The 12,618-nt window shown below is 40.6% G+C and carries 16 protein-coding genes, 4 tRNA genes, 1 pseudogene and 1 riboswitch; of the genes and pseudogenes, 5 read left to right on the top strand and 16 right to left on the bottom strand.

Annotated features, from left to right (window positions below):
- Positions 1-24: 24 nt before the first annotated feature.
- Positions 25-351: a GRAM domain-containing protein gene (locus tag BLR65_RS13155; RefSeq protein WP_093794646.1), complete on the bottom strand. Its 327-nt coding sequence runs from the start codon at positions 349-351 to the stop codon at positions 25-27.
- Positions 352-362: 11 nt separating this feature from the next.
- A complete protein-coding gene (locus tag BLR65_RS13160) occupies positions 363-1,967 on the bottom strand; it encodes a peptide chain release factor 3 (RefSeq protein WP_093794647.1) in 1,605 nt (534 codons plus the stop codon).
- 96 nt (positions 1,968-2,063) lie between these two features.
- Between BLR65_RS13160 and BLR65_RS13165 the strand changes: the two genes are divergently transcribed.
- The 3 genes from BLR65_RS13165 (at position 2,064) to BLR65_RS13175 (ending at position 2,828) form a co-directional block, all read left to right on the top strand.
- Positions 2,064-2,426 carry a hypothetical protein gene (locus BLR65_RS13165; RefSeq protein WP_093794648.1) on the top strand — a complete coding sequence of 121 codons (363 nt, stop codon included), beginning with the start codon at positions 2,064-2,066 and terminating at the stop codon, positions 2,424-2,426.
- Between the two features lie 240 nt (positions 2,427-2,666).
- Positions 2,667-2,742, top strand: a tRNA-Thr gene (locus BLR65_RS13170).
- Between the two features lie 9 nt (positions 2,743-2,751).
- Positions 2,752-2,828, top strand: a tRNA-Met gene (locus tag BLR65_RS13175).
- A 151-nt stretch (positions 2,829-2,979) separates the two neighbouring features.
- Here BLR65_RS13175 and BLR65_RS13180 read toward each other — a convergent pair.
- From BLR65_RS13180 to BLR65_RS31430, 4 genes are all read right to left on the bottom strand, one after another.
- Positions 2,980-3,687, bottom strand: coding sequence for a Bax inhibitor-1/YccA family protein (locus BLR65_RS13180; protein ID WP_093794649.1), 708 nt, complete (start codon positions 3,685-3,687; stop codon positions 2,980-2,982).
- Positions 3,688-3,919: 232 nt separating this feature from the next.
- Positions 3,920-3,994, bottom strand: a tRNA-Met gene (locus BLR65_RS13185).
- Between the two features lie 384 nt (positions 3,995-4,378).
- The gene (locus BLR65_RS13190) at positions 4,379-4,939 is read right to left on the bottom strand and encodes a DUF5662 family protein (protein ID WP_093794650.1); all 561 of its coding nucleotides are present in this window, start codon (positions 4,937-4,939) and stop codon (positions 4,379-4,381) included.
- Positions 4,940-5,069: 130 nt separating this feature from the next.
- Positions 5,070-5,204 carry a hypothetical protein gene (locus BLR65_RS31430; RefSeq protein ID WP_281241538.1) on the bottom strand — a complete coding sequence of 45 codons (135 nt, stop codon included), beginning with the start codon at positions 5,202-5,204 and terminating at the stop codon, positions 5,070-5,072.
- Positions 5,205-5,403: 199 nt separating this feature from the next.
- Here BLR65_RS31430 and BLR65_RS29795 point away from each other — a divergent pair, with 199 nt between their 5' ends.
- Positions 5,404-5,556, top strand: a complete 153-nt coding sequence (locus BLR65_RS29795) for a hypothetical protein (protein WP_169716847.1) — start codon at positions 5,404-5,406, stop codon at positions 5,554-5,556.
- 171 nt (positions 5,557-5,727) lie between these two features.
- Here the strand turns inward: BLR65_RS29795 and BLR65_RS13195 are convergent, their stop codons facing one another.
- The 4 genes and pseudogenes from BLR65_RS13195 to BLR65_RS29800 all read right to left on the bottom strand — a co-directional run bounded on the left by BLR65_RS13195 (position 5,728) and on the right by BLR65_RS29800 (position 8,024).
- Positions 5,728-6,357 (bottom strand): cyclodeaminase/cyclohydrolase family protein, encoded by a 630-nt coding sequence (locus BLR65_RS13195; protein WP_342741388.1) that lies wholly within the window; start codon positions 6,355-6,357, stop codon positions 5,728-5,730.
- Between the two features lie 52 nt (positions 6,358-6,409).
- Positions 6,410-6,691, bottom strand: a complete 282-nt coding sequence (locus tag BLR65_RS13200; RefSeq protein WP_093794652.1) for a hypothetical protein — start codon at positions 6,689-6,691, stop codon at positions 6,410-6,412.
- 508 nt (positions 6,692-7,199) lie between these two features.
- Positions 7,200-7,640 (bottom strand): annotated as a pseudogene (locus BLR65_RS31815) (DUF5662 family protein); the annotation flags it as partial.
- A 228-nt stretch (positions 7,641-7,868) separates the two neighbouring features.
- The gene (locus tag BLR65_RS29800) at positions 7,869-8,024 is read right to left on the bottom strand and encodes a hypothetical protein (RefSeq protein WP_169716848.1); all 156 of its coding nucleotides are present in this window, start codon (positions 8,022-8,024) and stop codon (positions 7,869-7,871) included.
- A 292-nt stretch (positions 8,025-8,316) separates the two neighbouring features.
- Here BLR65_RS29800 and BLR65_RS13205 point away from each other — a divergent pair, with 292 nt between their 5' ends.
- Positions 8,317-8,553, top strand: a complete 237-nt coding sequence (locus BLR65_RS13205) for a hypothetical protein (protein WP_093794653.1) — start codon at positions 8,317-8,319, stop codon at positions 8,551-8,553.
- A 307-nt stretch (positions 8,554-8,860) separates the two neighbouring features.
- Here the strand turns inward: BLR65_RS13205 and BLR65_RS13210 are convergent, their stop codons facing one another.
- The 6 genes from BLR65_RS13210 to BLR65_RS13230 form a co-directional block, all read right to left on the bottom strand.
- Positions 8,861-9,547, bottom strand: coding sequence for a PLP-dependent transferase (locus BLR65_RS13210; protein ID WP_342741389.1), 687 nt, complete (start codon positions 9,545-9,547; stop codon positions 8,861-8,863).
- Complete coding sequence (locus BLR65_RS30925; RefSeq protein ID WP_245692756.1) at positions 9,436-9,822, bottom strand: hypothetical protein; 387 nt, start codon at positions 9,820-9,822, stop codon at positions 9,436-9,438. Before BLR65_RS30925 ends, BLR65_RS13210 begins: the two co-directional genes overlap by 112 nt.
- 39 nt (positions 9,823-9,861) lie before the next feature.
- Positions 9,862-9,938: transfer RNA gene (locus BLR65_RS13215), tRNA-Val, on the bottom strand.
- A gap of 59 nt (positions 9,939-9,997) precedes the next feature.
- Positions 9,998-11,131 (bottom strand): acyl-CoA dehydrogenase family protein, encoded by a 1,134-nt coding sequence (locus BLR65_RS13220; RefSeq protein ID WP_093794654.1) that lies wholly within the window; start codon positions 11,129-11,131, stop codon positions 9,998-10,000.
- 104 nt (positions 11,132-11,235) lie between these two features.
- Entirely contained in the window at positions 11,236-11,667 is a 432-nt protein-coding gene (locus BLR65_RS13225) for a DMT family transporter (RefSeq protein ID WP_093794679.1), read from the bottom strand.
- 134 nt (positions 11,668-11,801) lie between these two features.
- Positions 11,802-12,401, bottom strand: coding sequence for a peptidoglycan-binding protein (locus tag BLR65_RS13230; protein WP_245692760.1), 600 nt, complete (start codon positions 12,399-12,401; stop codon positions 11,802-11,804).
- A 7-nt stretch (positions 12,402-12,408) separates the two neighbouring features.
- Positions 12,409-12,551, bottom strand: a riboswitch (cyclic di-AMP (ydaO/yuaA leader).
- Positions 12,552-12,618 lie beyond the last annotated feature (67 nt).

The following is a 12,618-nucleotide window of genomic DNA, read 5'->3' on the forward strand; positions in this document are numbered from 1 at the left end:
GGAAAGAGAAGTGATTTTGGCGAATTAGTTAACGAGTTCCATTTGCCTGTAAACGGCTGAAAGCCATTCATTCCGGTCTTTTACCACAAGCTTAATGACTTTATCTGTAATAGTAACTACCTTAAGTGCATTGGGGATTAGAAAAAAAGTCTTTTCCGGCAGTATTTCTTTTATATGGCTTAGCGTCACGTCATCCATATACTTATTATTGATATTAAGGACATAGCCAACAAATACAAGCCGCCGGTCTGTCAAATAAAGCGCCCCGGTTAGATTATCGCCACTACTACTATAGCTGGCAAGACATTTTTTTATAATAAGCTCATCAGGCTCTAACGGAAAGGTATACATACCCTGCCTCCTTAAACCTGTCTTGCGTCTTCAGGAACAACCAAAAATTTAATCTCCGGATTTCGTTCTACAACCCATCTAAGCTGCCATTCATTGCTGATCAGCGCAACCGGTCTGTCTTTTATATCCTCCACAAACAGACCGCTGTCCATATTTTTTATAGCTTTTACATCAAGATTCTCGCCGGTAAGCCACCTGGCTACCGCGTATGGCAGTTTATTCATTAAAATATCAACACCATATTCGTGTTTTAACCGATATTCAAGTACCTCAAACTGCAAAGAGCCGACAACACCGATAATGAATGATTCTACAGGGTAGTCAGGCTGATGAAATACCTGCACGGCTCCCTCCTGCGTCAGTTGAGTCATCCCCTTGACAAATTGCTTTCTCTTCATAGTATCCTTGGCTTGGACACGAGCAAACTGTTCAGGAGGAAAAACCGGGAAATCCTGGAACGTAAAATTCGAGCCCTCCTGACATAAAGTATGCCCAATGCCGAAAATGCCCGGATCAAATAGCCCGATAATATCTCCCGGATAAGCTTCCTCAACAATTGTCCGCTCTTGCGCCAAAAACTGCTGTGGCTGAGCAAGCTTAACAAGTTTGCCCGACTGGGCGTGATATACTGTCATACCTCTTGCAAATTTACCGGAACATATCCGTATAAAAGCCAAACGGTCCCGGTGTGCAGGATTCATATTAGCTTGAATTTTAAAAACAAACGCTGAAAACTTTTCGTTATCGGGAGCAATTACCCCTTCAGAAGACATTCTGAGTGTCGGCTGCGGAGCCAATTTCAAAAAATCTTCCAAAAACAGACGAACCCCAAAATTAGTCATGGCACTGCCAAAAAACATAGGAGTTAATTCTCCTCTAGCCACTTTGCCAAAATCGAACTCTTCGCCTGCCATATCTAAAAGTTCAATATCCTCACATAATGCCTTATGAATATCCTCACCAAGAATTTTTTTAAACTCCGGATCATCTACCCCGCCTTGTGTCGATGGGAGAGCCCATTGCCCATGTTCACCACCGCGTTCAAAAAGTTCTATCTTGGCTTGTTTCCGTATATAAATACCGCTATAATTCCCATCAATCCCGATCGGCCAGTTCATTGGATAAGCACGGATTCCCAGTACTTGTTCAATTTCTTCCATCAGGTCGAACGGATTACGCCCGTAGCGGTCAAGCTTATTTACAAAAGTAAATACAGGTATTCCCCGTTGTTTGCAAACTTGAAATAATTTTTTTGTCTGCTCTTCCACGCCTTTGGCCACATCAATAAGCATAACTGCGCTATCCGCAGCCATTAGCGTACGATAGGTGTCTTCACTAAAGTCTTGGTGACCGGGCGTGTCTAAAATATTAACGCGATAGCCATCATAATCAAACTGCAATACACTAGAAGTTACTGAAATACCGCGTTGTTTCTCAATCTCCATCCAGTCAGAAACTGCGTGTTTTTGTGTCTTTCTGGCTTTAACTGAACCAGCCAGACGGATAGCCCCACCATATAACAATAGCTTTTCTGTCAAGGTCGTTTTACCGGCGTCCGGATGAGAAATAATAGCAAAAGTACGGCGTTTACTAATTTCGGGAGCAAGGTTTGACATTATTGCCTCCTAAAGTTAATTCATTATTTACTTTTACAGCATAACTGTTGTTTGATCGGGAATAATTTTATCGAGACTAATTACGGGGGTGCATTTATGAGTATACACATGAGTCAAATACCAGTCAAAAAGGTATGTATAGATGGACATGCACTTACAGAAAACGGTACTTACGAATTTACTGTTGATTGCGGTGCTGTATTTTTTGGTGCGATATACAACAGTGAAGGCAGTCTGCAGTCGGTTGATCAATTCTTTTATACGGATCGGTTTTCACGCGACGATGTCGAAGGTGCTATAAAAAATGACCAACTGTTTAGTGTGGATGACCGCGATTTTCCTATAAAAGCCTATTTACTGAGCAAAACTATATCCGGCAGGGAATGGTTAAGGTTCCATGCAGTCGTGCCCTGTGCGGTAAATCCGGATTACTTTTACAACAAATTTATTGGCGACTAACCACTAATCATAACGTAAACAATACAATAATTTAATATACACCATTAATTAACAGTAGTCAATGTTAGGCTAACTCCTTTATCAACATAATATTTCATATAAAATCGGATTGACAGATTATCTGCCGTACTATATAATCTACGATGTGATATGATCTTAGTGCCGGATGATTCAGTTGGCAGGTCTTCTGGCTCATAACCCGAAGATCACAGGTTCCATTCTTGTTTTTTCGCAACTAATGCTGGTGTAGCTCAGTCGGTAGAGCGTATCCTTGGTAAGGATAAGGTCACCGGTTCAATCCCGGTCACTAGCTCCACAATAATATGGCGGCGTAGCTCAGTTGGCTAGAGCATGCGGTTCATACCCGCAGTGTCCGGGGTTCAAATCCCTGCGCCGCCACCAAAAAACCTTGCTCTTTGAGCAAGGTTTTTTTATATTATCCTGTAAAAAAATTCTATCTATTTTTTACCAGGACACGACCGACTTTTTAACATCTACGAGATTTCACTGGCTTTAGTAACGTAAACTTGCTAACACATTGCTGTCCCTGCGCTTATTCTTCTTTCATTTTGCGAAGAAGGTTTAACACCTCAACATATAGCCAAATAAGCGTGACCAGCAGTCCAAACGCGCAAAACCATTCATATTCGGCAGGAAGCCCCTGCCGCACACTTTGACTGATATTCTCGTAATCAACAAACAGATTTAATGTTGCAACAGCGATTACGATTAAACTAAAAACAATACCGACAGTTCCACCTTGATGAATCTGTGGGATATTAATGCCGAATAAGCCTAAAACAAATTGAATGAAATAGGTTATTGCAATACCGAACGTAGCCATAAAGACAGCCCGCATAAAACCTTCATTAACTTTTACATAACCTTTCGCATAAATAAGCGCCGAACTAATTGCAATCCCAAATGTTATCATTACAGCATTAATGACAACTCCATGATACATTTTAGCCAATACTACCGATATGGCGGCCAAAAACATACCTTCCAGAATAGCATACAGTGGCGATAAGAAGCCGGCCCAGGCTGGGCGGAAACTTATGGCAAGAGCCGCAATAAATCCCATAATAGATGTGACCATTGCCGTAACAGGAGTTCCATACCCCATCACCCATGTGACTAAGGCCGAAATGATAACAATTCCTACTAACGCAAGGCTTTTTGTTGCTACACCTGTATATGTAGCAGTTTGACTACCGTATGTATGGAGGGCCTTTACCCTTGAAATCACAGGATTTGCCACAATAAACCATCTCCTTAATTTAACTTAAATACCATTATACCATAGGAATGGATTTTATTATAGACTGCGAATACATTTGACAGACAGGGTACTAGTAAAAATCCAACGCCAGCTTATCGAGGGTATTAACACCCTGTAGAAAAAAATCTTTGAGGGGATTTCTATTTTTAGAATTTCTCTAGAAAGGTTTGGAAACTAAAAAGCCACATCCTTAAAAAGATGCAGCATGCTTTGGTTGCGGGGACAGGATTTGAACCTGTGGCCTTCGGGTTATGAGCCCGACGAGCTACCGCTGCTCCACCCCGCGATATAGGATTATAATATCCAATATTCTTGTGATTATGCATCTGAGCCATAATTTAAATAGGACAAATATCGAATTTGCATCTGTGTAAAATATTAATGCAATCAAGTGTACCGTTGTTTTCCAAATTTTAGCTTCTTGATTCTTCGTCCAATTGCAAATTAATAACAAATACCATATAATATAGATAACAGAATAAGTTAATAAGGAGGTGCTCAAGATGATTACTGGGATAGTAATAACGGCGCTTGTTCTCGTTAGTTTTCTAGCTCTAGTAATCACAGTTGAAACTTATTTAGAAAAGAATAATCAATGTTTATAAATACTAGAGCCTTCGGGCTCTTTTTTTTGTTATTCTGTCTATGCATGTAAAACTCCGCTACTATTTTATAAAATACCTAATTTAGTTTCTATCCATTTCCGCGTTTCCGGATGCAAAATAATTTTGTCTTTATTTTGTAGATACCAGGGAATCACATCTAACCGGTCAGACATGCGTGAGACGGCCAACCAGTCAGCTAGCATTTCTCTTTTATATTTGTCGGACATTGGTAATACGATCATATTTCCTGTCTCTAAAAATGTAACCCACCACTGCCAGTGATGGGGATTATTATGATAATGCTTGACCAAACTTGAAACCAATCCATCGTTTGCTTTACTTAAGTCAAATGTCCCGTCAGATTTTTTTAAACAGTTACTGGAAAACCCTTCTACACGTGATGTCCATTCAGCTAATGAGAATTTGCTCATATCATGAACAAGGCCACGCCAAGGGATACCCAGTTTGCATGCTTCTAAAAAAACATACCATTTATGCTTTAAAACATATTTAAAATATTTTATATGATTCCTAATAATATGCAAGCACCCCCGTAAAATAAACCCCAATTTAAAATTGCAAACAAATATTGATATGCAGATACTACTAACAAAAAAGCCATCCATCAGGACAGTCCCAATAGACAGCTCAGTACCTTTCCGGTCTTTACGTGCGCATTCATCTAAAACGAATAGAAAACATAACCCTCTATTAGCAAAAACAGTTTCTAAGATTTCGATAGACCCAGTTCCGGCATTAACTGATGAAATCCACTACAATTCCCAGTAAAACAATCACCAAAATAAGTACTTTGTAAAGAAGCCAAGGCTCTTCTCCTAAATCGCGTTTAATCAACTGTCTGTATGCCCATTGTCGAATAAAAGCCATCATACCGCCTCCTTTTTGGCGGTATTCCTATCACCGCCAAATGATCTTTGTCACATGTGCGGATGTATTTACTTATAATATCGTATAAAACACCCAAAAAGTTAATTTCTCAAACATATAAAACCTATATTTTCAACCTTAATCACCTCCGAACAGCATAGTCCATATAATATAACAGGCTAAACCATAAGGTGGTGATAATTTGATTATTGATTTTGATGAGCGGAAATTCAAAAGTGAAATTATTGATATGGTCCGTCCACTGGGATTAAATAAACGCCAAATTGAACAAGTTGTGTCACAAGCACTCCTGGCAGTTCGGCGATCAAGCAGTCCGGTTGCCCCTCGCTGCTAAAGGCTTTATGTACTAAAAGCCCCGCTTGTTCTCGAGACAAGCGGGGTTTTTAATATTCAAATATATCGGTAGTTCTGTTCATGCGTCGCGAAAAACCTTCCTGTATAGGTGCCGGAGAGTATTTATGTTTTACTGTGGTTGCGGGCATACAAGTATCAAAGCTGATAGTTTTTAGATTATAATATGTTTGGCTACATCCAGGGTAATTTGCTTTTTCAATGCCTCCGCCTGTTCTTTTATGGATATGTTTATCGCAAGAATCTCTTGAACAAAAATCCGATCAGATATAGAAGCAAGATTGATTTCAACTGTGACCAAAGCTGCGTATACTCCTGCATAGGCAAGCAAACCGCAGGCTAAAGATTCGCTGGCTGCATTCGGGTTGCCGGAGTGAACAACATTAATTGCAAAATTCATAACTTGAAGACAACTTTGTCCAACAGACAAGGAATAGCGTGCGGCCTTTTTGGTTGCTTCCTGCACTGCCTGTTTTCTGATTAGAATTTCATTTTCGTTGCTTTTCGGAAGTTTATAAGCATTAACAATTTCTAGGTATGCGTGCCCATCCCCATCAATACCGCTTAACAGTTCATCTTTTAACCGCGTACCTTCCTGTTTAAGCTTAACAACAGATTCTTGTACGTCTTTAAACTTCTCCTTTCCCTCAGTCAAGTTGCACACCATCAATCCTAATGCTGCCCCCAATGCCCCTGCTAAAGCAGCGACACCTCCGCCCCCCGGCATTGGAGACTCTGATGCAAGATCATCTACAAAATCAGTTATGCTCTTATCGATTAATATGGCGGTTCACTCCTTCTTTAATTTATATAGTCCAGTAAAGGTTTAATTCATATCAAATTCCCTCTGAACCCGATTTATTATCCCCCTCTTTTACACGATTACAAGGAACGGACAGAGTAGACTCCACTACAATAACCTTAATCTGCCACTGTCCAGCAATATACTCAACATATTCTGCATCGGCAAAATGCCGTAAAACTCGAGCTAGTGCCTCTTGGGCGGCAATTAATTGCAATCTCTGGGATGGCATTGCATGAGAATTATGAATTTGTTTGGTAATAGCATTATAATCGTTAATGGTAGTCAACAGGGCTGCTTTTAGTTTTCGTTCCATAATGACCTTCCCCCTATCCATCTTTTTGGCTGTCAAAGCTTTGGGGTGTTCTATAGCCTATTGCAATTCTATCTTATCTACTGCCTCATAGCCTTATTATATATATAATACTCCAAAAGGCAGTATTTACAAAACGCAACGTGCCTATATTACTATAAAAATTTTATTGTTACTGTAAGGAATGAATTGACATCGAAAGTCAGAACCACCCGTAAATGAGTTGCTTGATTACGCTCTATAAGGGCATGGTCCTAACTGAAGTTAAAAATACCCAGCAAGTTGCGTTGCTGGGTACTTTTCATGATTCTTCTTCACCATGGACCAACTTAGTAAGCTCATACGCCAATATCTCCTTGGCTTCGTTAAGCTGGCTACCTTCCCAATTATCCATTGCATCAATTTGTTTAAGTGGCAAGAAGGTAAGCATACGTTATATCACCGCTTTACAATATCAGTACAAAATACACTTTTAAATAAATTCCATTAAACAGCAGCCGAAGCCGTTGGGTTATCTTCTTTTTCTAATTTCAAACTCTAACCATTGGCGTGTATCCGGGTGTAAGACAAGCTTATCCTTCCATTTGTAATACCAAGTATATATGTCACTTCGCTCGGGATTTCGTGAAACTGCCAACCAGTCCGCCAGCATCTCTTTCCTATACCGTTCAGGAATGGGCAGCACTTTCTGTTCTCCGTTATCTAAATACACAACCCAGTACTGCCAATGATGCGGATTGTTATGATAATAATGATTCCAGCATTCTATTACTTGACATTCCAAGGCATGAAGGTCACAATATAAATCTTCATATTGAAAAGCATTACATCTAGCACGTAAAGCTTTAATACGAGGTAGCCGTTCCGCCGGTAAAAACTTACTTAGATCATGTAAAACTCCCTGTAGGGGAATACCCAAACGACAACATTCAATAAAAACATACCATTTATGTTTTAAAACGGAATATTAAATAGGCTATAAACTCATTCATATATTAATAATAAAACAAAAGAAAGCTCGAAGCAAATGCTGAACCAATACCTCGCGAATAAGTGACTCAAATATTTTTTTCAGCTTCCCCATCTCATAAATAAAAAATACCGCTATCTGCGGCAAGGTTCTCTTGGCATAGTATCACTCCAAAAAAATTGAGCCACCGCGGCTCTAAAATATTATTATCTACTTATCGTTTTCTTTCTGGTTATTATATTGCTTCGCTAAATATTCCTCATAGTCTTCCCGGGTAAAAAATATTTTTTCTTTCTTTACATTACCATTACTATCTTGGTCACCATTCACTGTCACCTGATTACCATCCAGGTACGCATATTTCATTGCGGCATCCCTCCTGTTTTATTATATGCCGGAGAATAAGCTACTATATAATAAGTTACCTGCGTTAACAGCGCCGAGTCCACATACCAAACGGCGTTTTTATTTGCAGTTTGGCATATGCTTACTCTTCCGGTTACCGTAATTTCGGTAACACAATATCTGGTCTGGCTCTACATATCCTCAGTCGTTAATTGCTGACAACTTTCCTTCGCAGTTTGTACATTGCATTGGATCACCTCCTGACAGGGAATTAATAGATTTTGCCGAATACACCTTTGAAAGGAGTGAATTTATGAAAAATGTAATCTATTCCTACCAAAGCCCCTGCGGGAGATTTGTCATTAATGAAGATAAGACCAATGGTTTATATAACCTTTTCTTTCGTGATGATCTTGAATTAATTGCCAAAGATCCAAATATGCTTGCATTTTTAGTAGCTAACTTCTGCCTTTGTAATCCCAATTGGGACGATTTTAAGGATCAAATTAAAGATGTGCCCAAAACACTAACTGACTGGGAAAAATCATAAAAAAATTTTTTGTATAGATTTACTCTATGGATACTTATATACATACAATCCAAGGATCGAGGACGAAAACGCTTCTATTATAGATAATATTATCCAAATGAAACAATAAAAAGGACCGGTCAATGAAGGCCTGTCCTTTATGCATATACAATATTAAATTTTGTCCGCAATTAAAAATCGCAGGGGATAACGCATTGGATAAATTACGCCACTGACTTCGTTTTCCTGAAAAATTGCCAACTGTATTCGGTCGAAGACCTGCAGCTGTTAAAAGTTGAGTTCGGCCTACCCCCGCCCAACGGCATATCTATTTACATAAGCACCTTGTTGCCTGGCTGAGATCACGCAAAAGATCTTGGTAGTCTTCGAGGCCGGCGTGAAAACGTAAAACATAGCCAGCCGGCAAGGGCGCGACTTCGCGCTTGGCATGCACCGGTAATACAAGCGACAAGTGCCCGCCCCAGCTTTCGGCAACCCAGAACAGGTTTAGTGCATCGACAAAAGCTTCGACGTGCTTTGCCGAAAGGTCCGAACGGAGAACTATGCTAAAAAGACAGTTTCCTTTTTTGAAATAACGCTCAAAACGTTCGTGATAAGGTGAGGTTTCCAAAGTCGGCGAAAGGACGTCGGTGACGAAAGGCTGTTTCAAGAACCAATCGATTAGCCGTTGGGCGTTGTCGGCGTGTTGATTGAGACGTTCTTCGGTTGAATCAATTCTGTGATAAAGTCGCGAGCAAGTCGTTGGTGCGACCGCACCGTTACCGGTTGCACGCAATTCGTCGGCGATGATCTGCATGTCTTCTGGATGCTTGGCGATAACAATACCCGATGGCGTATCACCATACCCACCTTCGTATTTCGTCGTTGCTTGCACAACAACATCTACACCATGTTCAAGAGGTTTAAAACGGATGTGGCTTGCCCATGTGTTATCCATGACAGTACGTAACTTCGCATTCTGTGATATCGCAATAATACCATCGATGTCGGGGATTTCGAAAGTACCGCTGCCGGAGCCTCGATATAGACAATCAACTGTTCGCGCTGAGGATATTCGCTACGCGCTTTTAATAAGACCGAGCGAAATTCGTCTGCTGAAGCACCTGCTGGATAACGAATTTGGTTTATGCGTCGCCGGTTCAGAAATCGGCTAATTGGTCCATATACATTATCAGGAATAAGAACCGCTTTCGGTGAAAATGCATCTAAAGTTGTTGCAATCGCAGATAACCCCAATGGACAGATAAAAATAAACACTACTGTTAACATAACAAAAGGCTCCCGAAACCTCGGAAGCCTTGAATTTACTGGTGGGACTAACTGGACTCGAACCAGTGACCCCTACGATGTCAACGTAGTACTCTAACCATCTGAGCTATAATCCCTTAACACATATGTAATTATATTACGGTCAACTTTAAAAGTCAAGCGTCAAAAAATATAATTAGTACAAGATATTATTCGCAATTACCAAGCGTTGAATTTGATTCGTTCCTTCGTAAATTTGCATAATTTTAGCATCACGCATATACTTTTCCGCCGGATATTCCTTGGAATATCCATATCCCCCTAACACCTGGACAACATCTGTAGTAACCTTCATAGCGGTATCAGCAGCAAAGCACTTGGCAATTGCTGAATCTTTTGTATAAGGAACACCCTGATCTTTCATCCAGCATGCTTTATACACCAGTAAACGGGCAGCTTCAACCTGCATCGCCATATCAGCCAGCATTGCTTGTACCAACTGAAATGATGCAATCGGTTTATCAAATTGTACCCGTTCCTTTGAATACTTAATAGCTAATTCAAACGCAGCCTGAGCCAGCCCTACCGATACGGCACCAACAAACGGGCGGGCAGCATCCAGTGTTTTCATTGCAATTTTAAAGCCTTCGCCTTCACGCCCAATTCTGTTGGCAGCAGGAATACGCACATTTTCCAAAATTAATTCACAAGTATTAGATGCTCTGATTCCCATTTTTTCTTCTTTTTTACCAACTGAAAAGCCTGGTGTGCCACGGTCGACAATAAATGCTGTCAAACCGCGGATACCTGCAGTTTTGCGCGTATTTGCAAAAATAATATATATTTCAGCAATGCCGCCGTTGGTAATAAAACATTTTGTGCCATTAAGAATATAGCTGTCACCATCTTTAACAGCAGTGGTCGCGACGGCTCCGGCATCTGAACCGGCTCCCGGTTCAGTCAAGGCAAAAGCGGCAAGCTTGCCAGCATTTAAAATTTTAAACATTTTGCTTTTTTGTTCTTCCGTTCCTAACAATACAACAGGATAAGAAGCTAAAGCATTCGCAGCAGTTGTCGTAGCTACGCCAGCACACCCTTTACCCAGTTCTTCGTAAATAATAGCAATTGATAGTGCATCAAGACCCGGCCCATCATATTCCTCTGGTACGGTTAAATTAAGCAATCCTGCTTCGTCAAGTTTCTTCCATAAATCAGATGGAACCACACCTTCTTTATCCATTTCTAAAGCATGAGGTGTAATTTCTTTAGCAACAAAATCTCTTACCATTTTTTGCAGATCCAGCTGATCGGGAGTAAAGTTAAAATCCATGCTTTGCCTCCTTGTGTTAGCATATTACCAAAAAATCCTAATGATAAGTATACCTCATAATTTTTTTTTTGTTAACACCCTAATATAAGAAAAATAAAAAAAAGCTATTTTAGTAACAATCGAGCACCGACTGCCAGCAATATCAAACCTCCTATTTGTTGGGGACTGCAAGCCACACGGTCAAGTCCAAATCCGCCAAAATGATCAATAAGAATAGCGGTTAATACTTGACCTACAATAATTGCCGTAGTGGCATTAGCAACCCCAACCTGCGGAATACTGGCAGCTACCAGATAGATAATGGCAACGCCAACAACGCCGCCTAACCAAGAATACCAAGGAGCTGCCTGCCATGCATTCCAATTACCTTTCCCCATAGAAAATAGGAACAGTAATATCATAACCAAAACAGTTCCCGTAAAATGAACAATAAAAGTAGCCTCTAAAAGGCCGATTGCCTTACTTAACCCAGTATTAAGAGAACCCTGCACTGCCATTAGCACCCCGGAAATCAAAGCTAAAAGCAATGGCAGCATTTCACTTGAGACAAAATTCAATACTAACACGCTCCCAGTAAAAACTAAAATTCTATGTGTAGTATAATACCAGGAGCATTGTAATATTCAAAAGGACAGCAAATAAAAAGGGGCAGGCTAAACCTGCCAATATCTCAATCAAGAATATATACAGTTACCCGTTGTACACCAAAATTTAAGGCTTCATAATGACTGTCAAAAGCTAAATCAATGCGTTCACCTTTAATCGCTCCACCAATATCGTCAGCCCTTGCATAGCCATAACCCGGAATATAGAGTCGAGTTCCTAACGGAATAACGGCCGGATCGACCGCAACCAATCCCTTACGTAAAAAATTGCCGCCATACGTATAACTGCCATTTCCTGGATCATAAGCACTATAACCAGAGGCTCTCATACTAAGAGATCGGCTATATCTACTTGGTTCGCCAGCCGCACGCCCAAGATAGATAAATGTTTCCTTGTCGACAATACCATTTACCGGAAGATAACTACTACGTTGAAAATCCTTAACGGCTTTAGCTGTAACCGGACCAAAGATACCATCAATTTCGCCCGCATAAAAACCGCCGTCTGCCAAATATTTTTGCACAATCCGAACTTGGTCACCGCGTGCCCCAATCGTAATAGTAGGTTGTTCCTGCGGACCTGCAGCCAAACCTACCCCTGGAATACTGGCGGCGGCGAACAACATAGAAAACACAAAAAACACTTTAACAAACGTATTTCTCACTTGACCACCTCTCTTTACCGTATGCCTCCGGGGTTAGCTGTCGGATTCGGGCAAAAGAGAAGAACGCGAGAACGCCCTACCGCATTATGCGGATTCACCCCAATAAATTGTCGGTTCCCCCGTACCTACTAGATTCGGCATTTTAATTATATTACACTGTTTTTCTCGTTACGTCAATCTCAGTATTTGGCGGTTTCCAGTCTTTATTCCTAATTAT

The sequence above is a fragment of the Sporomusa acidovorans genome, from assembly GCF_900101845.1.
GTDB classification, from domain to species: domain Bacteria; phylum Bacillota; class Negativicutes; order Sporomusales; family Sporomusaceae; genus Sporomusa; species Sporomusa acidovorans.

Coding starts and splice junctions, on each gene's coding strand:
- BLR65_RS13155 (WP_093794646.1), bottom strand. CDS start 351: ATGTATACCTTTCCGTTAGAGCCTGATGAGCTTATTATAAAAAAATGT.
- BLR65_RS13160 (WP_093794647.1), bottom strand. CDS start 1,967: ATGTCAAACCTTGCTCCCGAAATTAGTAAACGCCGTACTTTTGCTATT.
- BLR65_RS13165 (WP_093794648.1), top strand. CDS start 2,064: ATGAGTATACACATGAGTCAAATACCAGTCAAAAAGGTATGTATAGAT.
- BLR65_RS13190 (WP_093794650.1), bottom strand. CDS start 4,939: ATGGATGGCTTTTTTGTTAGTAGTATCTGCATATCAATATTTGTTTGC.
- BLR65_RS31430 (WP_281241538.1), bottom strand. CDS start 5,204: ATGATGGCTTTTATTCGACAATGGGCATACAGACAGTTGATTAAACGC.
- BLR65_RS13200 (WP_093794652.1), bottom strand. CDS start 6,691: ATGGAACGAAAACTAAAAGCAGCCCTGTTGACTACCATTAACGATTAT.
- BLR65_RS29800 (WP_169716848.1), bottom strand. CDS start 8,024: ATGAAATATGCGTACCTGGATGGTAATCAGGTGACAGTGAATGGTGAC.
- BLR65_RS13205 (WP_093794653.1), top strand. CDS start 8,317: ATGAAAAATGTAATCTATTCCTACCAAAGCCCCTGCGGGAGATTTGTC.
- BLR65_RS30925 (WP_245692756.1), bottom strand. CDS start 9,822: ATGTTAACAGTAGTGTTTATTTTTATCTGTCCATTGGGGTTATCTGCG.
- BLR65_RS13220 (WP_093794654.1), bottom strand. CDS start 11,131: ATGGATTTTAACTTTACTCCCGATCAGCTGGATCTGCAAAAAATGGTA.
- BLR65_RS13225 (WP_093794679.1), bottom strand. CDS start 11,667: ATGCTGCCATTGCTTTTAGCTTTGATTTCCGGGGTGCTAATGGCAGTG.